This window comes from Thalassolituus sp. UBA3500 (genome assembly GCF_002377545.1).
Taxonomy (GTDB): domain Bacteria; phylum Pseudomonadota; class Gammaproteobacteria; order Pseudomonadales; family Oceanobacteraceae; genus Thalassolituus.
On sequence record NZ_DFQB01000047.1, the window covers coordinates 1 to 19,200 of the forward strand.

Annotated in this window: 16 protein-coding genes; 14 read left to right on the forward strand and 2 right to left on the reverse strand. The window is 52.0% G+C overall.

Annotated features, from left to right (window positions below):
- Positions 1-241: 241 nt before the first annotated feature.
- The 11 genes from B2R29_RS11895 to B2R29_RS11945 all read left to right on the forward strand — a co-directional run bounded on the left by B2R29_RS11895 (position 242) and on the right by B2R29_RS11945 (position 13,121).
- Positions 242-3,574 (forward strand): FimV/HubP family polar landmark protein, encoded by a 3,333-nt coding sequence (locus tag B2R29_RS11895; RefSeq protein ID WP_301181259.1) that lies wholly within the window; start codon positions 242-244, stop codon positions 3,572-3,574.
- A 4-nt stretch (positions 3,575-3,578) separates the two neighbouring features.
- Complete coding sequence (gene truA, locus B2R29_RS11900) at positions 3,579-4,406, forward strand: tRNA pseudouridine(38-40) synthase TruA (RefSeq protein WP_301181260.1); 828 nt, start codon at positions 3,579-3,581, stop codon at positions 4,404-4,406.
- Between the two features lie 21 nt (positions 4,407-4,427).
- The gene (locus tag B2R29_RS11905) at positions 4,428-4,943 is read left to right on the forward strand and encodes a protease complex subunit PrcB family protein (protein WP_301181261.1); all 516 of its coding nucleotides are present in this window, start codon (positions 4,428-4,430) and stop codon (positions 4,941-4,943) included.
- A gap of 70 nt (positions 4,944-5,013) precedes the next feature.
- Positions 5,014-5,661 (forward strand): phosphoribosylanthranilate isomerase, encoded by a 648-nt coding sequence (locus B2R29_RS11910; protein ID WP_301181262.1) that lies wholly within the window; start codon positions 5,014-5,016, stop codon positions 5,659-5,661.
- Positions 5,662-5,674: 13 nt separating this feature from the next.
- A complete protein-coding gene (trpB, locus tag B2R29_RS11915; protein ID WP_301181306.1) occupies positions 5,675-6,859 on the forward strand; it encodes a tryptophan synthase subunit beta in 1,185 nt (394 codons plus the stop codon).
- 294 nt (positions 6,860-7,153) lie between these two features.
- Entirely contained in the window at positions 7,154-7,975 is an 822-nt protein-coding gene (gene trpA / locus B2R29_RS11920; RefSeq protein ID WP_301181264.1) for a tryptophan synthase subunit alpha, read from the forward strand.
- 18 nt (positions 7,976-7,993) lie between these two features.
- Positions 7,994-9,244 carry a bifunctional tetrahydrofolate synthase/dihydrofolate synthase gene (gene folC / locus B2R29_RS11925; RefSeq protein WP_301181265.1) on the forward strand — a complete coding sequence of 417 codons (1,251 nt, stop codon included), beginning with the start codon at positions 7,994-7,996 and terminating at the stop codon, positions 9,242-9,244.
- Entirely contained in the window at positions 9,229-9,783 is a 555-nt protein-coding gene (locus B2R29_RS11930; RefSeq protein ID WP_301181266.1) for an SPOR domain-containing protein, read from the forward strand. Before folC ends, B2R29_RS11930 begins: the two co-directional genes overlap by 16 nt.
- Positions 9,784-9,861: 78 nt before the next feature.
- A complete protein-coding gene (locus B2R29_RS11935) occupies positions 9,862-10,353 on the forward strand; it encodes a CvpA family protein (protein WP_301181267.1) in 492 nt (163 codons plus the stop codon).
- A 30-nt stretch (positions 10,354-10,383) separates the two neighbouring features.
- Positions 10,384-11,901, forward strand: a complete 1,518-nt coding sequence (gene purF / locus B2R29_RS11940; protein ID WP_301181268.1) for an amidophosphoribosyltransferase — start codon at positions 10,384-10,386, stop codon at positions 11,899-11,901.
- A 5-nt stretch (positions 11,902-11,906) separates the two neighbouring features.
- Positions 11,907-13,121 (forward strand): O-succinylhomoserine sulfhydrylase, encoded by a 1,215-nt coding sequence (locus tag B2R29_RS11945; RefSeq protein WP_301181269.1) that lies wholly within the window; start codon positions 11,907-11,909, stop codon positions 13,119-13,121.
- 68 nt (positions 13,122-13,189) lie between these two features.
- On the opposite strand, the gene B2R29_RS11950 is transcribed toward B2R29_RS11945, so the two are convergent.
- Entirely contained in the window at positions 13,190-14,317 is a 1,128-nt protein-coding gene (locus tag B2R29_RS11950) for a putative solute-binding protein (RefSeq protein ID WP_301181270.1), read from the reverse strand.
- A gap of 287 nt (positions 14,318-14,604) precedes the next feature.
- Between B2R29_RS11950 and B2R29_RS11955 the strand changes: the two genes are divergently transcribed.
- The 3 genes from B2R29_RS11955 to B2R29_RS11965 all read left to right on the forward strand — a co-directional run bounded on the left by B2R29_RS11955 (position 14,605) and on the right by B2R29_RS11965 (position 18,519).
- A complete protein-coding gene (locus B2R29_RS11955) occupies positions 14,605-15,504 on the forward strand; it encodes an AAA family ATPase (RefSeq protein WP_301181271.1) in 900 nt (299 codons plus the stop codon).
- A gap of 97 nt (positions 15,505-15,601) precedes the next feature.
- Entirely contained in the window at positions 15,602-16,480 is an 879-nt protein-coding gene (locus B2R29_RS11960) for a DUF58 domain-containing protein (RefSeq protein ID WP_301181272.1), read from the forward strand.
- Positions 16,480-18,519: a DUF3488 and transglutaminase-like domain-containing protein gene (locus B2R29_RS11965; RefSeq protein ID WP_301181273.1), complete on the forward strand. Its 2,040-nt coding sequence runs from the start codon at positions 16,480-16,482 to the stop codon at positions 18,517-18,519. The genes B2R29_RS11960 and B2R29_RS11965 overlap by 1 nt, the downstream gene beginning before the upstream one ends.
- Here B2R29_RS11965 and B2R29_RS11970 read toward each other — a convergent pair.
- Entirely contained in the window at positions 18,439-19,182 is a 744-nt protein-coding gene (locus B2R29_RS11970) for a DUF6436 domain-containing protein (RefSeq protein WP_301181274.1), read from the reverse strand. The genes B2R29_RS11965 and B2R29_RS11970 overlap by 81 nt on opposite strands.
- Between the last annotated feature and the right edge of the window lie 18 nt (positions 19,183-19,200).

Sequence of the window (19,200 nt, forward strand, 5' to 3'; positions counted from 1 at the left end):
GCGGGGCATTTGCCCCGCTTTTTTCATGGTGGCTGATAGAAAAATGCTCTAAGTGTTTCATACGTCACGCTTTTATCCCCTGCAAACCGGGCAAAATATTGCGTTAGCTGACTTTATATTTGATACTACGAATCGCTTATGAACGGAATCTATAAGTAAGCTGGGTCAGGATCATCTAAAAAGAAAGCGGTTTTTCGAAAACCTGCGATACATCGTCGCGAACGACAACAAGGAAGCAATAATGAAGCGCCTACTTGCTAAAAGCATTCTGTTGGCTGGGGGAATGTCCTTATCATCTCATATTCTGGCGTTGGGCCTGGGTGAGATGGAACTGGACTCTGCACTGAATCAGCCCCTGAGCGCAGAGATCAAGCTTATTGATACGCAAGGTCTGACCAGCTCGGAAATAAAACCGAAACTTGCCAGTGCGGCCGACTTCGAACGTGCAGGTATTGATCGTTATCAATTCCTGACGCAGATGAAATTTTCGGTCAATGGTGACCGCATTCTGATCACCACTCGTGATCCGGTGAATGAACCTTTTCTGAATTTTCTCGTAGAGCTCAACTGGCCTGCTGGTCGTGTGCTTCGCGAATACACCGTTCTTCTTGATCCTCCAGTATTCGAAGAAGGGCGAGTTCAACCATTGGTTGCAGTGCCTGCTGGCTCTGTTCAGTCTCAGGCAACGGCGACAGCGCCTGAAGCGCGCCCTCAGCCTACGCCGGCTCCTAAGCGTTCAAACAATTGGCAGACGCCCGCTGCGCCTGGTACTTATAAAGTCCAGCCGAACGATACCCTCTGGGAAATCGCTTTAGCGACTCGCCCTGATGCGTCTGTGACTCCACAACAAATGATGATTGCTTTGCAGGACGTTAACCCTGGCGCGTTCATTAATGGCAATATCAACCGTCTGAAAACCCATACTGTTCTTGATATCCCTGACGCGTCCATCATCGAAACGGTAAACAACCGTGAAGCTGTTGCTGAAGTGGTACGTCAGAACCGCGAACTCAAGGCAGGGGTTGCTCAGATTGACGCGACCGGCCGCAATACCGATACCTCCGGTCCTCGTAAATCCACTGGCAATGGTGAAGTTCGCCTCCTTGCTTCCGAAGCAACGGGTGATTCGAATCAGTCGGGTGGTAGCGTCGCCGGTAAAGCGGGTGCTGCGGGTGCCGCTGAAACAGATCTTGCGATCGCTCTCGAGAACCTTGATAAGAGTCAGCGTGAGAATCAGGAACTGGTCGAACGTCTGAATGCGCTTGAAGAACAGCTTGCTAAAATGGAACGCTTGATCACACTGCAGAATGATCAGCTGGCCAGTATGCAGGCAGGAACCGAGTCTGCCCCTGAAGCAGCAGCACCGATCGCAGATTCAAATGCCGCTGTAACCGGTGAAGAACCGAATGCAGACGTCCCGGATGAAAGCCCAGCAGAACCTGCTGCCCAAACTGAAGAGGCTGAAGCAGGCGCGCCTGTCGCAGAGCAGGAAGCAGTATCTGACGAAGAGGCGACCGCGACTGAAGATGCAACGCCTGAAAGTGAAACTGGCGCAGTGGCCGAAGGTACCGATTACAACTACAGCGAAGGCGCAGCGGCTGAGTCTGAGCAGGCTGCTCCGGTTCAAACCGCAGAGCAGAAGGCCATGACTGAACGAGCGGCTGCTGAAGCTCGTCGTTCTGCAGCTGAATCAGACAAGAGTATCGCCGATAAGATCATGGCGATCCCGTATCCGTACTTTGCCATTGCAGCAGGCCTGTTGCTAACGCTTGTTTACGCGATAATGAAGCTGAAGGCGCGGAAAGAAGAAGACGCCGTTGCAGAAGCCGAGGCAGAACTGAATGCTGCTGAAGCCGCGGCTATGGCGCCTGATAACACTGAGCTTGATCTTCCTGATAATTCCGATCTGCCAGATTTCGATGACAACCTGTCTTCTGAAGCAAATGATGCTGGTTTCGGTAATTTCGATCTGGGTGATGAAGAGCTGGATAGCAATATCGAGTCTGATCTCTCTGATATCGACCTGGACGCATACGAAGATGCTGATGGTGAATATGAGACTGTCGGCCAGACAGAAGATGCCATCAGTGAGTCTGATATTTACATCGCCTATGGTAAGTTCGATCAGGCGATTGAGCTTCTGAAAGGAGCAATCGCTGCAGAGCCAGAACGTACGGATCTTCGTTTAAAGCAGCTTGAAGTACTCTCGTCCCTGGATGATGCCGAGGCGTTTGCTGAGGCAGAGGCCAACCTGATTGCGATTGGTGATACCGCTGCAAATGCAGAGGCTGCTGAGTTCAGACAGCAGCTGTCTAACCCGATTGAGCCAGAAATCCGCGCTGATGAAGCAGATGCATTAAGTCTTGACGGTGAGTTGCCTTCGATTGATGAATCGGCCGAAGACGAGTTTGAAGGTGGTATGGACTTCGGTGCGGCACTCGACTTTGGTGATGATGCAACGCCTGAAGATGATGGCATTGGTGCTCAGCTTGAAGAAGTGCCTGATCTGAAACTGGATGAGTCTTCGGACTTTGACGCGGAAAAAGAGGGCGTAGATATGTCCCTCGAAGATGACGCGCCAGAGCTGGATGATGACCTTCTTAATTTCGACATGGGCGATGATGACGAACTCTCCGCTGCGGCTCCTTCTGAACTGGCAGAAGACGAACTGGCAGCAGAAACGGATGACCTGGCGTCACTGGACGATGCTGGTGAGTTACCTTCTTTTGATATTGAGTCAGGTGATGATCTTTCTGCGGATCTCGAAGATATTACCGCTGAGCTTCCTGCGGAATCCTCTTCTGCGATTGACTTCAGTGTTGATGATTTTGATCTTGATGCAGACGAGCTCGTTGATTCAGCCGAAAGTGTCAAGGGCCCAGCTGATTCACCGGTTTCTGGTGAGTTGGCTGATGCAGATAATGATTTGTCACTGGATTTTGAAGTTGATGAAGCGTCACCTTCTAAGACCAATGAAGCGCTGGATGACTTGCTCGATCTTGATGAGGAGCCGGAAGCAGACTTAGATTCTCACTTAGCTGCGGACTTGGCCGACAGTGCCGATGAGTCGGATGACGACCTTCCGGAGCTGACTTTCGACACTGAAGAGTCTGCTGAGGTTGAAGTATCAGACTCAACTCAGGATGGTGTGGTTGAAGAAACGTCAACTGAAGACGTGGTAGATGAGAATTCAGAAGCCACAGAGCTGGCTGAGTCGTCTGATGAAAAGGCTGGTTCAGTTGATGAGGACGCGTTTGTCGCAACGTCAGATGAAGATGATCTGTCGGATGACAGTGTTTCAGAAGACCTTGAAGCTCTCATGTCCAGTGATGATGATCTGGCGGCTGGCAGTGATCTGATCGGGGGTATCGATCTTGATGAGCTAGCTGCAGCGGATGACGAGTTTGACTTCCTTGCCGGTACTGATGAGTGTGCAACGAAACTTGACCTGGCGCGTGCCTACGTCGACATGGAAGATGTCGATGGTGCGAAAGAACTTCTGCAGGAAGTTGTCCAGGAAGGTAATGACGCTCAGAAGCAGGAAGCGAAAGACCTGATGGATAAGCTCGCCTGAACGCATGACTGACTTAGAAGATGGCTACCGTCGCTACGCGGCGGTGGTCGAGTATAACGGTGCCTGTTTTCATGGCTGGCAACGTCAGAAACATCACGATGAACCCACCGTTCAGGCCGCTCTCGAAGCGGCCATTTCTGTTGTAGCCAACCACCCTGTCAGTGTCTCATGTGCCGGTCGTACTGACACCGGTGTGCACGCCACTCGTCAGGTAATTCACTTCGATACGAACGCTTATCGCAAAGACTATGGCTGGATGATGGGCGTGAATACACACCTTCCTGATGGTGTTGCCCTGCAATGGGTGGGAGAAGTCGGTGGGGATTTTCATGCGCGGTACAAGGCTCAGGCGCGTCGTTACCGCTATCTGATTTACGATAATCCATCCCGTATGGCACTGATGCACGATCAGTTAACCTGGTGGAAGTATCCCCTTGATGCTGAGCGTATGCATGAAGCAGCCCAGCACCTGGTGGGGACACACGACTTTACATCCTTCAGAGCGAAGGACTGTCAGGCGAAGTCTCCGGTAAAAGAGATGCATGCCATCTCCGTGAAACGTTTTGACCGTATACTGGTCGTAGAACTTGAGTGCAGTGCTTTCCTGTACCACATGGTGCGTAATATTGTTGGTGTGTTATTACCGATCGGGGAGGGCCATAAATCTCCTGATTGGATGAAAGAGGTTCTCGCGCTTAAAGATCGCTCGAAAGCAGGAATCACCGCGCCAGGTGGCGGGCTGTATTTCGTCGGGGTGAAATACCCAGAGCAGTTTGAATTGCCGTGTCAGCCATGGGGGCCTGCATTGTTACAGCCCCTGTTTGATCGTTAACGCTTAGGAGAGAGTCAGGTAATGCAAGTAGGTTTTCCGCGGTTTCTGGTCATGACGGTGTTGTCGTTGGTGTTGGCGTCCTGTGGTGGCGACTGGGGCCCGGAGGATGACGGTGATGGCTTTGGTGATCGGGATACCCCTGTCAGGACTGATGTTGCGCGACTGGCGTTGCATCAAGGAACGAATAACGGAACCGGTGCCACACATGAGCGTCAGGTGCGCTTCTTGCCTGATCAAGCGAGTTATGAGGATGCCTTGCTGAATTATGCCTCTGATGACAGTACGGCGCAGGACGTGGATTTCGATGTGTTCCAGCTACTCCTGATTGACATGGGTACTCGCAGTACAGGTGGTTACGCTATTGCTGTCAGTGATGTGTACGAAGAGGAGGGTATCGTGACGGCTGAGTTACGTTATACCTACCCGGAGTCGGACTGTTCGGTCACCGACGTTGAAACAACGCCATATCTTTTCTTACGACTGGAAACTCAACTACCGGTCGTATTGTCAGAAGAAGTGTCTTATACAGAATGTTGAATGGTTTCTGCTAAGGGCACGATTGCGCTTCTGGTATCATCGGGTGTTTTAACAGACTGAACGAGTTGTTATGCGCCGCACCAGGATCAAAATTTGTGGAATTACACGTGCTGAAGATGCAGATGCCGCTGTTGAGGCGGGCGCTGATGCACTTGGTTTGGTTTTCTATCCGCCTAGCCCACGTGCAGTCGATGTTGCTCAGGCTGTAGACGCAGTCGGCAACGTACCGGCTTTTGTCAGTGTAACTGCTCTCTTTGTAAATCCTACCGTCGAAGAGGTGCAAAGAGTACTTGATAGCGTTAGAATTGACCTTATCCAATTCCATGGTGATGAAGATGACGACTTTTGTCGACAGTTCAAACGCCCCTACATCAAAGCCCTCCGTGTCCGGCAAGCGTCGGATGTGGTGGCGTCGTGCATGCGCTTCCCTGGCGCACTGGCAATTCTCCTAGACAGCTATAAACCCGGAGTTCCGGGTGGTACAGGAGAGACCTTTGACTGGTCACTGATACCCGAAACTCCACCTAAGCCCATTATTCTTGCCGGTGGCCTTGAGCCTGACAACGTCGCATCTGCGATAACTCAGATTCGTCCTTTCGCTGTTGATATCAGTGGAGGTGTCGAAGCCTCTAAAGGCATCAAGGATCACCGCAAAATCGAAGAATTTGTGAACGAGGTGTATCGTGTCGATCAACACTACCGAGAAGCAAGCAACTGACTTCAATGTTGAAATGCCAGATGCCAATGGCCATTTTGGTATTTTTGGGGGACGCTTTGTCTCTGAAACCCTGACAGCCGCATTGGACGAGCTTCAGGAAACCTACGAAAAGCTGCGTAATGACCCAGAGTTCCAGGCGGAATTCGATAAAGAGTTGGCTCATTATGTTGGCCGCCCATCACCGCTCTATTTCGCTGAGCGCCTGACTGAGGAGTGTGGTGGTGCGAAGATTTATCTGAAGCGTGAAGACCTGAACCACACGGGCGCGCACAAAGTAAACAACACCATCGGCCAAGCCTTGCTCGCCAAGTTTATGGGCAAGAAAAAAGTGATCGCTGAAACCGGAGCAGGCCAGCACGGTGTCGCTTCGGCCACTGTCGCAGCCCGCTTTGGCCTTGAGTGTAAGGTGTTTATGGGCTCGACTGACGTCGAGCGACAGAAGCTTAATGTCTATCGAATGAAGCTGCTTGGTGCTGAGGTTGAATCAGTGACCTGTGGTACTAAAACGTTGAAGGACGCCATGAACGAGGCCATGCGCCACTGGGTGACCAACGTTGATGATACTTTCTACATCATTGGTACCGCTGCGGGTCCACACCCATACCCAATGTTGGTACGTGATTTTCAAAGCATTATTGGTCGTGAGACTCAGCGCCAGTGTGACGAACAGATAGGTCGTCAGCCTGACGCTGTGGTTGCATGTGTGGGCGGTGGGTCTAATGCCATTGGTATGTTCCACCCTTACATCAAATACCCAGAAGTCGAAATGTACGGTGTCGAAGCCGGTGGTCTGGGACTTCAGGGAGACGACCATGCGGCACCCCTGAGTAAAGGTAAGCCCGGCGTACTGCATGGGAACCGTACTTACCTGATGGAAGACGAAAACGGACAGATCATGGGTACACACTCAGTCTCGGCTGGTCTCGATTATCCGGGCGTGGGGCCAGAGCACAGCTGGTTAAAAGACGTCGGTCGTGCGAAGTACGTCGCTGCGACGGATGATGAGGCAATTGCTGCCTTCCATAAACTGACTCGCCTTGAGGGGATTATGCCCGCATTGGAGAGCTCACATGCGATTGCCTATGCCATGAAATTGGCGGCGACTATGGATAAAGACAAAGTTATCGTCGTAAATCTGTCGGGGCGTGGCGATAAAGACATACACACCATTGCAGAAATGGATGGTGTAACTGCATAAGCTGGAGTTTGACTGATGGATATCGTTTATTTGTTGGCTTTGGCCGTTTAAGATCCATCAGTCAGTTCCATGTCATCCATTTGTGCCTGCTTTTTGCTATCTACCTCATGCGCGGCAATTTCTTGTTGTGAAGTTGTAAGGCTGTTAAAGGCCCACAAGGAGCGTAGAACTGCAGGAGCAGACATAGCCGGAGTGGCGGTTGTACCTGTCGCAACGGCTTAAATGGATGTTTCAGCTTATCCACGGATTGACGGTATCCGGAAACAGATACCGGCTACAAGTAGAGTGAAAGACATGAGCCGAATTACAAAAACGTTTGAGCGTCTCGCCGAAGAGGGCAAAAAGGCGCTGATTCCATATATAACTGCGGGTGACCCGGATAAAGCCACCACTGTACCAATGATGCACGCCCTGGTTGAAGCAGGTGCGGATGTTATTGAACTGGGTGTTCCTTTTTCTGACCCGATGGCGGATGGCCCAACCATCCAGCTGGCCTGTGAACGATCTCTTAAACACGGTACGTCCCTGCGTGATGTTCTGGGTATGGTTGCTGAATTCCGCAAGACCGATAAAGATACGGCGGTCGTGCTGATGGGGTACCTGAACCCGCTAGAGGCCATGGGATATCCTGAGTTTGTCGAGCAAGCGTCAGCTGCCGGTGTTGATGGCGTACTGGTGGTGGATATGCCGCCGGAAGAGGCGCGAAGCGTCGATTCAATGTTTGAGGAAGCGGGGCTCGACTTTATCTACCTGCTTGCTCCGACCAGCACAGAAAAGCGTATTAAAACCATTGGTGAAGTTGGTCGTGGATACGTGTACTACGTGTCGCTACGAGGTGTAACCGGATCGGCTGCAATCGATGTTGACGATGTCGAACGGAATCTTGACCGTATCCGTCAGCACGTTAATGCGCCTCTGTGTGTTGGTTTTGGCATTCAGAACGCTGAAGCTGCTGCTAGGGTTTCAGAGGTCTGTGACGGCGTCATCGTTGGTAGTGCGCTGGTGAGTCGTATTGCTGATCAGGCTGATAGTCCGGCTCAAGCGATAAAAGACGTCTCTGGTCTCGCAGGCAGTATGCGCGAGGCGATGGATGCGAATGCCGCCGCGGAAGCCTGATCCCTCTGGAACTGTTTGATGCGCTATAGCTCCCCTGATGAATGGCTTCGATATCTCGAAGCCATTCACCCCTCTGGTATCGATCTTGGTCTTGAACGTGTTGCCCGTGTTGCGGCTCGCCTGGACTGTATAAAACCGGCGCCTCTGGTCATTCTGGTCGGTGGAACAAACGGTAAAGGTACGACCTCTGCGTTAATTGCTGCGCTGCTCCGAAAGCAGGGTAAACGAATCGGTATGTACAACTCTCCTCATATTCACCGCTACAACGAGCGGGTATCAGTTGATGGTGCTGATATCTCAGATGCCAATCTGTGTCGATCGTTTGAAGCGGTTGAGCGTGCGCGTGACGATATCACTCTGACATACTTTGAGTTCGGTACGCTGGCGGCACTTTGGCATTTTAAACAGCAATCGCTTGACGCGGTTGTTCTTGAAATCGGCCTGGGTGGTCGGCTCGATGCTGTGAATGTCGTTGATCCTGATATATCGGTGGTGACCAGTATCGGGCTCGATCATCAAGACTGGCTGGGTAACACCGTCGATGAAATTGCCTATGAAAAGTGCAGCATCGCACGCGCAGGAAAGTGGCTGGTCTGCGGCCAGCCAGATGCACCCGCGCGGGCGCTGGCAACGGTTAAGAACCTTGGCGGATATTTTGCGGCACGCGGTGATATGTTTGATGTGGCTGAGTCTGAGCAGCAGCTCATCGTGAGCTATACGGCTAACAATGAGCCTCGTACCGTCACTCTGGCTGAATATCATATCCCTCATCATAATGTGGCGACCGCTATACAGGTGCTGGCGCTTATTGATCAACTACCTCCGTCTGACGTTTTGTCAGAAACAGTATCGGGCCTTCGAGTCCCGGGTCGTTGGCAGAGCTGGAGCGATGGTTCTGCTAAGGTAGTGCTTGATGTGGCACACAACCCTCAGGCGGCCGCCTATCTGCGTCACCACATCGAAGAGCTGGACTGCCTCGTACTCGGGATGCTGAGTGATAAAGACGTCGCGGGCGTGCTAGAGGCGCTGCCCCCGTTCAAACGTCTTTACGTCGTGACTCTCACTGGCTGGCGTGGACTTGACCGGGAGGAGCTGGGAGCAAAAAGTCGCGCGGCAGGATTTACAGTCGATCAAAGCTTTGAAACTATGAGTGCCGCGCTGGAGTCAATTCCAGCAACGGGGACAACCTTGGTTGCCGGATCATTTCATACGGTTGAGGCCGCCGCTGAATGGCTTAAAGCCGGAGAGGGTAAATGGAACTCCATTTAAAAAAGCGAATTTTAGGTGCATGGCTGACAGTGACTGCGATTCTGGTCGTTGCGCCCATTGTATTGGATGGTTCGCGTACCCATATTCTTCTTGAGTCAGATGCCCCTGCGATGCCAGATACAGAACGGTGGGCGACCGAAGAATACGAACGTCAGGTAAGAAAAGATGTTGAGGCTCTGGCTTCCGGTGAAGCAACGGCGGATATATCTATGCCTCAGGTAGACGTTGTGGACCGGGATGATACCCCTGTGCCGGGCGTGCCAGCGGATCAGACGAAACTGGATCAGGATAACATTCCGTATGCCTGGACGTTACAGGTTGGTGCGTTTGGGCAGAGAGACAACGCCTATCGGTTTCGAGACCTGTTACGTCACGATGGTTACAAAGCCTACGTTCAGGAATTTCAGCAGGAAAAGATCACCCGGGTGTACGTTGGGCCTGAGCTGCGCAGAGCAGATGCCGAGAGAATACAGCGCCAGCTGAAGCAGCGGGGCGATATCTCTGAAGCCTATCTGCGTCGATACAAAGCAGAGAGCTGACGCGCTGCAATTGTCAATTCTTTTATAGCGCGCAGGCTCTGGTATACTGCGCGCTTTCTTTTCCTGCCGGGGCAGTAAATGACCATAATCGACTGGGTGATCCTGGGTATCATCGGCGTCTCAGGCCTGATCAGCCTGGTGCGTGGTTTTGTTAAAGAAGCCCTGTCTCTCGTGTCCTGGCTGGTTGCCTTTCTCGTTGCTCGCTATTTCAGCGGCAATCTCGCTACTCTTCTTGAAGACAGTATTGCGACAAACAGTGTTCGGTGGATGGTCGCTTTTGGTATCTTGTTTGTTGCGACTCTGGTCGTTTTGGCTATGGTAAATTTTCTGGTGGCTCAACTGGTGAAAGCCACTGGCTTGAGTGGTACCGACCGGGTATTTGGCATGGTCTTTGGCATCCTGCGGGGTGTCATCATCGTTGTTGCCCTGGTGTACGGAGCTCAGCTGACAGGGATTCCTCAGCAGGATCTCTGGTGGCAGGAATCGACAATTATTCCATATCTTGAAACGCTGGCGGACTGGGCGCGTAAAACGCTGCCTTCTGCGGTGAGTCAGGTGTTGGCAGCTTAATAAACTTCGCTTGTTTGAGGTAATACGCGCATGTGCGGAATAGTGGGTGTAGTTGGTAAGTCCCATGTTAACCAGGCAATCTATGATGCTTTGACGGTGCTTCAGCATCGTGGTCAGGATGCCGCAGGAATTGTGACCAGCTACGGCAACAAGCTTTGTCTGCGTAAGGACAACGGTCTTGTTCGTGATGTGTTCAGAACCCGCCACATGCAGCGGCTGTTGGGGAATATAGGTATCGGTCATGTCCGATACCCAACGGCAGGTAGCTCCAGCTCGGCCGAGGCTCAACCCTTCTACGTGAACTCGCCGTACGGGATCACGCTTGCGCACAACGGTAATTTGACGAACACAGAGCAGTTGGCGGAAGATATTTACCGTGAAGATCTGCGCCATATCAACACCACATCAGACTCTGAAGTTCTGCTGAATATTTTCGCGCATGAGTTGCAGGAACAGCGTCAGCTGAAACCGTCCCCGGAAGTTATCTTTAAAGCCGTGCGTAAAGTGCATGAGCGTATTCGCGGCGGTTATGCTGTGGTCGCTATGATTACCGGTTACGGCATTGTGGCTTTCCGTGATCCTCACGGAATTCGTCCTGCTGTATTTGGCCACCGTGATACGGAAAAAGGGCCGGAGTACATGGTTGCGTCAGAGTCCGTTGCACTTGATGCGCAGGATTTCAAACTGGACCGAGATATTGCGCCAGGCGAATGCGTTATTTTTACTGAAGATGGACAGCTGTTCACAGAACAGTGCGCTGAGCAGACAGAACTGACGCCATGTATCTTTGAGCATGTTTATTTTGCGCGTCCGGATTCAATCATTGATGGCATCGCCGTTTATAAAGCCCGCCTGCGCATGGGCGAGAAACTCGCTGATAAAATTATGCGTGAGCATCCTGATCACGATATTGATGTCGTGATCCCGATTCCTGACACCAGTCGTTCTTCGGCATTGGAGTTGGCGAATCATCTCGGTGTGAAATATCGCGAAGGCTTTATGAAAAACCGCTACATCGGTCGTACCTTCATCATGCCAGGTCAGCAGCTGCGCAAGAAGTCGGTTAAGCAGAAGCTCAATGCGCTTGACCTGGAATTTCGCGGTAAAAACGTACTTCTTGTCGATGACTCTATTGTGCGTGGTACCACGTGCGAACAGATTATTGAGATGGCACGGGAGGCGGGCGCGAAAAATGTGTATTTCGCTTCGGCAGCCCCTGCGGTTCGTTTCCCGAATGTGTATGGCATTGATATGCCGGCGAAAGAAGAATTCATCGCCCACGACCGGTCAACGGAAGAAATTGCAAGAGCCATTGGTGCAGACTGGCTCGTTTATCAGGATATCGAAGACCTGGTAGAGGCTTGTCTTGAGGGCGCGACAACCGATGCTAAAGCGTTCGACTGCTCCGTGTTTAATGGTGAATACGTCACCAAAGACATCAACGATGAATATTTCCGCCGCTTGAATGAATTACGTAGCGACGCAAACAAAACATTGCAGGTTATCGATAATGAAGCGATTGATCTGCACAACCAGAAAGAGGCCTGAAGACAATGGCAGACTTACCTGATTGGCCAGAGCGCTACCAATCTGACCTGACGGATGCAGAGTTCGATACTCTGGCAGTCCGTGCTGGCCAGATGCGCTCGCCGGAAGGTGAGCATGGGGAAGCGATTTTCCCGACGAGTAGTTATGTGTTTTCTTCTGCGGCCGAAGCGGCAGCGACCTTCGGCGGTGATCGGGACGGTAATGTTTACTCCCGTTATACCAACCCAACGGTAAGAACGTTTGAGGAACGTCTTGCCGCTCTCGAAGGCGGGGAGGCCTGCGCAGCAACTGCCTCAGGAATGGCAGCTATTTATGCTCTGTGCATCGCCCACCTGCAGGCTGGCGACCACATGATCTGCTCCCGCGCGGTGTTTGGCTCGACGACGGTTCTGCTGGAGAAATTTCTACGTAAATTCAACGTGGATATTACCTACGTTGATTTACTGGATCTTTCGGCTTGGCAGAATGCTGTTCAGGAAAATACCAAATTACTGTTCCTTGAGTCGCCATCCAACCCGTTGACGGAAGTTGCCGATCTCCGTGCAATTTCGGAAATCGCAAAATCAGCCGGAGCCTTGTTTGCCGTAGACAACTGTTTTTGTACACCTGCTGCCCAGCTTCCTCTGGCATTAGGTGCCGATCTTGTTGTGCACTCAGCAACGAAATACATCGATGGCCAGGGGCGGTGTCTTGGTGGTGCGGTGATTGGCTCACACGAGTTAATTGAACCCGTTATCGGCGTGCTCAGATCTGCAGGCCCTACGATGAGCCCCTTTAATGCATGGGTATTCCTGAAGGGATTAGAAACGTTATCGCTGCGCATGAAAGCGCATAGCGAAAATGCGCTGGCACTTGCTGAGTGGCTGGCAAATCATCCGAAAGTCGCGAAAGTGAATTATTGTGGCTTGCCTGATCACCCTCAGTACGAACTTGCAAAGAGCCAGCAGCGTTTATTTGGCGGTGTATTGTCGTTTGAGGTAAAAGGCGGTCGTGAGGAAGCCTGGAAAGTTGTCGATGCAACACGCATGATTTCAATTACCGCCAACCTGGGTGATACGAAAACGACAATCACGCATCCTGGAACAACGACGCATGGACGTTTGTCGGATGAGCAACGCGATGAAGCTGGGATTTCTCAGGCCTTGTTGCGCGTATCCGTCGGGCTTGAAAGTGTGGAAGATATTAAGCGGGATCTCGCACGTGGACTGGATGCTCTTTAATTTCCATTACACGCTGATGGATCAGACAAAAGGCTGCTAATTGCAGCCTTTTTTATTGCTGTCTGACGCTATTCGACCGGATTCGTACACTCGCTGTCTCCCGGAGAAAAGCGGCAGCGAATTTTACGCGCCAGTCTCAACATAACGGGATCATAGTAGCCTTCGCTGCGCAAACTCAGGCGAACTTTTTGAGCACTTTCACTGAGCGTCGTAAGATCCTCCGGCGATGGATTTATCCAGAAGCTCGCCGGTATATTACCCAGTTCTTTGTCGAGCACCCGCGCGTAGCTGTTGAATTTAAATAGAAAGTCTTCACGTAGAATCTGCGCCAGGCCCGGCGGAAAACGATCAGTATGACCAATTAACTGCAGTGTCGACTGCCCCAGAGGCATCGATAGCCCGCGTGTCTCACTTCCTGTGCGGCCGTTGGCCATTGCCAGATAGCTGATATCTGGAGCAACCATAAGTTCGGTAAGATCATTGGTAAACGTCTGTACTGTTGCTGGCATATCGCCGGTGCGGGTTCGGCCGCGAAGAGTATCCACCAGGCGAATAAAGCCGGTATCGGTATTTGCAACGGATACCGATTTTCCATCCAAAGAGCTGAGTGATGCTTTGTCGGCCGAATCGGCGTAAAGGCGGCTGTATCCAAGAGTGACCAGGCCGAGTGCGGTGTATTGGGTATTGGTCATGTGCTCAGCAATTTCTGGTTTAGCCAGTACTTGAGCCAGGAGTTGCAGGTGTTGTCTGTCGGGAAGGGCGCCGGGCGCTTCTGTGGTGGCAAGAAAACGGTTGAAGCGTTGTGCCGTCGCGCCACGCACAAGAATGGCGTCACAGGCCTCTTTGCTCACAAAGGCATCGACCATTTCCTGTTCATTCTGGTAGACGTCGATGGTCAATTGCATGCCATAGTGAAGTGAACGCAGCACCTGATCTTTCGCCGCCGTTGCTATTGGGCCTGCTTTACCAATCGGGTCCCAGATGCAGAACGTTCGCGGTAGGCGGCCGTCGGTCATCTCATCGCTGAGTAGTGTTTTGAGTGCCTTGACTCGCTTCTCAAGGGGCAGGTTCTGATTGAGAACAGCCGCTTCGAGAGTCTGGTGAGTCCGGATCTTATTCGTTGTATCTGCGATGCCTGGTCCAGCCACCAATAGAAAAAATAAGCAGAATGCCGGGAGTATTCGAGGGTTCTTCATTCAACGTCCTTTTTGTATACCCAGTTTACTCAGATTGAATGCAATTATACCGAGTCAGACACCTGTCTGTATTCGTCCTATGGATGTCTGGCTCAAGATGGCCCATAGCCTGCCTGAATGAAGGTGCGACTGGCAAGAGTGATCCATCCGTGAGTGATTTTTGCGGCTGTTTTTATGTGCGCAGTGTCTGTTTTTCGGAACGTTTCCCGATATTGTCGTTAGCTAAGCACTTAAAAACAGTCTGAGTGTCAGATACTCTTAGTGCTCTAATTTCCAGAGGTTTTTGCATGTCTGCCATTGAAGGGGCGTTATCCAGTCTTTCGAACGTAATACTCGGCAAGAATCAACAGTTAAAATTGTCTATGTGCTGCCTCCTTGCAGACGGACATTTGTTGATTGAAGACTTACCGGGGATGGGGAAAACCACGTTATCGCATGCTCTGGCTCAGGTGTTTGGACTCAAATACAGCCGGATTCAGTTCACCAGCGACCTTCTTCCAGCAGACATTATTGGCGTGAGCATCTTTGAAAAGAGCCCTGACTCAGGCGAGGGGGCCTTCCGGTTTCATCAGGGGCCGGTATTTGCTCAGGTCGTTCTGGCTGACGAGATTAATCGCGCGACGGCTAAATCTCAGAGCGCGCTTCTTGAGGCCATGGAAGAGCGACAAGTGACGGTTGAGGGACAAACCCGAAAGCTTCCCGAACCATTCTTCGTCATTGCGACTCAGAACCCTTCGTCACAGGGGGGAACCTTCCCATTGCCTGAGTCTCAGCTTGATCGTTTCCTTATGTGTCTTAGCCTTGGCTATCCGGACGCGCGTGCAGAGCGGGAATTACTTGAGGGCGTGAGTCGTCGTCACCTGGTGGATGAGCTTCAAGCCGTCATCAGTCCAGAGGCCCTTGCAGGGCTTCGTCAGGCCGTCGACGGGGTAAAGGCCTCGTCCGCTGTTCTGGATTATCTGCAGCGCATTCTGGCGTTCAGCCGCAATGACACACGCTTCACTCACGGACTCTCACCACGGGCCGGAATTGCCCTGCTGCGTGCGGCCAAGGCCTGGGCTGTCATTGATGGTCGTAGTTTCCTGATTCCCGAAGACGTGCAGGCGGTACTGGCACCGGTTGTCGATCACCGCCTCAAGCCGGGTGCTGCACGGCATATTCTTGAAAATGTCGCAGCCTTAGCCTGATATGGTCAAACGATTAAAGTCAGATAAGGATGGGTGGGGCAGGCGACTGTTTCAGTCTTGGCTGAATCGCAGAATTCCCCCCGTATCGCGGCTGGCTTTGTCTCACAAGAATGTTTTCATTCTTCCGTCGCGAACGGGGTGGGCTTTTGCTGGTCTGCTTCTGGCGATGCTGCTCACCGCCATCAATTATCAGAATTCATTGATTTATGGGCTGACGTTCTGGCTGGTCAGTCTTGGGCACGGCACGATCTGGCTGACGTTCCGTAATCTGTCGGGCCTTGAGATGTCTGCTGGCAAGGTGGAGCCTTGCTATGCAGGGGAGAGCCTCCAGTTGCCGCTTAACGTCTCTTCCGCCAAACACTGGTCCGTTGCCATTACTGTAGGGTATCCGGGAGAGACCGAGCAGGACTTCACACTGTCTCCGGGGGAATCCCTCGACGTCGCTATCGCTCGGCAGACCCGTAAACGAGGGCGCCTGCCGTTACGCCGAATAAGAATCGAAACGGAATACCCATTCGGTTTATTTCGCGCATGGAGTTGGGTTGCGTTGGATTTTGATGTGGTCATATACCCGAAGCCAGAGTATACGCCGGTGCACTTGTCTGTAGGTGACGGTGATGAGCTTGAGGGCTCAACGTTGGCATTGATAGGCCAGGACGATATATCGGGCATTCGTGAGTACGGGCGAGGGGACAGTCTGAACCAGATTTCATGGAAGCATACCGCACGAAGTGGATCACCCAAGTCGTTCGAGCGCGAGCAGGAACAAGGCGTAATGTGTCAACTGGATTGGGGGAGTCTTACGGGGCTTGAGCCCGAGGTACGACTTTCCAGGCTGGCCTCATGGGTCGATCAAGCTGAGGCCTTGGGTTGGAAGTATGGTTTGTCGATACCAGGCGTAGAAATACCAGCCGGCACGGGCAATGAGCATCGTCATCGCTGCCTGACGGCGCTGGCTGTCTGGGGGACTGAATAGTGATCGCAGTTGCTCTTCCAAGAAAGGCATTACTGCTTCAGGTGTTGGCCGTATTAAGTTCACTGTTGCCGCACTTAAGCTACTTGCCAATATGGCTATACCTTATGGTGGCCTTTGTTCTCGGCTGGCGTTGGTTGGTGTATACCGGGCATCTTTCATTTCCGGGGCGCTTTGCAAAACTCATCACGGTTATTCTTGCCTGTGTGGGTGTCTACACCTTAAGTGGTGGGCAAATATCGCTCGAGGGCAGCAGTGCCTTTCTTATTTCCGCAGGCGTACTGAAACTTCTTGAACTGGCGACAAGGCGTGATGGGATTGTTGTCGTTTTCATTGCTCTATTTATTCAAGCATCTGGGTTTCTTTTTCATCAGAGTATCCTGTACAGCCTTCATGGCATTGCGACCCTGGTATTAGCATGTGCAGCGATGGTTGCGACTCAGGCTGCGACCAGAACCGGCCTCGCTTCGCAGGTGCCTGTGTTCGGTGTGACTGCGAAACTTTTATTGACGGCTTTGCCGTTTATGCTGATCGTTTATTTTCTGTTTCCCCGCCTTGGGCCTTTATGGAGTGTCGCACTTCAGTCTGACTCTGCTTTGACCGGTCTGTCTGAACGACTGCAGCCAGGCGATATTTCGGAGCTTAGCCAGTCTTCTGACGTCGCATTCAGAGTAACCTTCGATGGTGATAAGCCATCCCGTAATGAACTGTACTGGAGAGCAATGACGCTCGATGAGCATGATGGGGATGGCTGGGATAAATCAGTGTTAGATGCTGCTCAGTTGCCTATGCCTGCGCTGACTGATGAAGCAGCCTATCGCTACGAAGTAATACAGGAACCAACCGGGCAGGCGTATCTTTTTTCACTGGCGGGGTCTGCCAGTCGTGATGCAGATATCGAGCTGACGGCAACTCGATTGCTGAGGTATGAGCGGCCCGTTTATCAACGTATCAGGTACGACGCAACGGCGCCGGTTAATCCCATCATTGGTCCGGCGTTTGATTCTGAACGGAGAGCCGCTCCCGATCTTTATCTCGCGCTTCCGGATGGTGTTAATCCGATGATTCGCGAGTGGGCCGTTCAACAGCCTGCAGAAGCCCGTCAGTTTGCGGAGGTTTTTCTCCAATACGTTAGAGAAAACCCCTTTTATTACACACTTAAACCGCCTCGCTATAGCGGCGATGATATTGATCAGTTTCTATTTTCAGGGCGCAGAGGTTTTTGTGAGCATTACGCGTCGGCGATGGCATTTGCGGCGCGGGCCGCGGGTATTCCATCGCGGGTCGTAGCTGGATATCAAGGGGGAGAGTGGCACCCGGACGGTTATCTGACAGTCAGGCAATACGATGCTCACGCATGGGTAGAACTCTGGGATGGCGAGCAGTGGTTCCGGGTGGATCCAACCTCTGCGGTAGCGCCTGACCGTATTGAGTATGGCCTGCAGCGAGCCTTGCTTGAGGAGGATACGTTTCTGGAGGAAAGCCCGCTATCTCCACACAGATATGCTGATATTGGATGGGTGAACAGTCTTCGCCTGCTATTGGATAATATTAACTACCAATGGAGTCGTTGGGTATTGGCCTACGACGGTGAAAGACAGAAAGGGCTTCTGTCTCGGTGGTTTGGGATCGATGCTCTCGTCGACGGTTTGTATGTCATCGCCGGTTCTATTGCGGGTCTGTTCGTCATTGGTGCTCTCTGGCAGTGGTGGCAGCAGCGGCCAGAGAAACGAACGCGTTTGATCCTCGGTTGGTCTGAGTTGCGCAACACTGCGGATAAAAAAGGAATTACGGTGGCCGAGGGAACCGCTCCTCTTTCACTATTGGCCGACATTGAGAGGGCGTACCCTTTGCTAGCAGATCAGTGTCATATAGCGCGATGCGCTCTGATTCAGGTCTACAAATCAGACGAAGAGCCAGTGTTGGAAAGAGCCGAGAAAAATCTGACTCGTCAGCTTCAGTTACTTAACCGGCAATTGCGCCGGGTTCGGCCAGGCACAGAAACAGCCGCTGCCGGCAATGTTAAGAAAAGGCCCGTATGACTCGCCAGCGAGCAGGCGCTCAATCATATTAGTAAACAGGGCTTCGTCGGAGAGGCTGCACAGTGCACCGAACCCATAAGCGCCAAAGTAAGCCAGTCTGGCGTCCTGATTCAGGACCGCCAGACCCGGGCTGGCGGTCAAAGGTAATTGATCAGCACCAGACGCTTTCACGACCAGAGCGTTAGGGTTGAGTTTGCGCGCTTCTGACAGGCGGCTTTCCGGCAGCGTTGCTGGTGCAAGAATAATAAAACGCACCTCTTTGTCCTCTGGCCATTGTTCAATGATGGCTCGTGTATGTCGGGCACTGACGTTATTGCACAAACAATCCGGGTTCCACAGATGAACGACTGTGACCGGAGCGTCTGCGCTAAGTGGATATTCAGCAGATACCCTTTGCAGTAGCGCTTTCAGACCTTGTTCAACCTTGTCTGGATTGCGCGCCTCAGGTGGAGCATCAGCTTTGACGAAGGGGCGAAGAGACTGCTGCTGAAACCACCACAGGCCAAATAGAGAGCCTGCCAGCCAAATAAGGATCAGTACTGAAACCAATAACGTTTTTTTGCGACCAGGAGCATCTGGGTCGAGAGTGACTGACATTGTTTCATGGCTCTGAAATAGGGGGCTTTTCTCAGCTACCCAATCACGGGCAGCCAGCGTTATCATACATGGCTTTTCAATTGT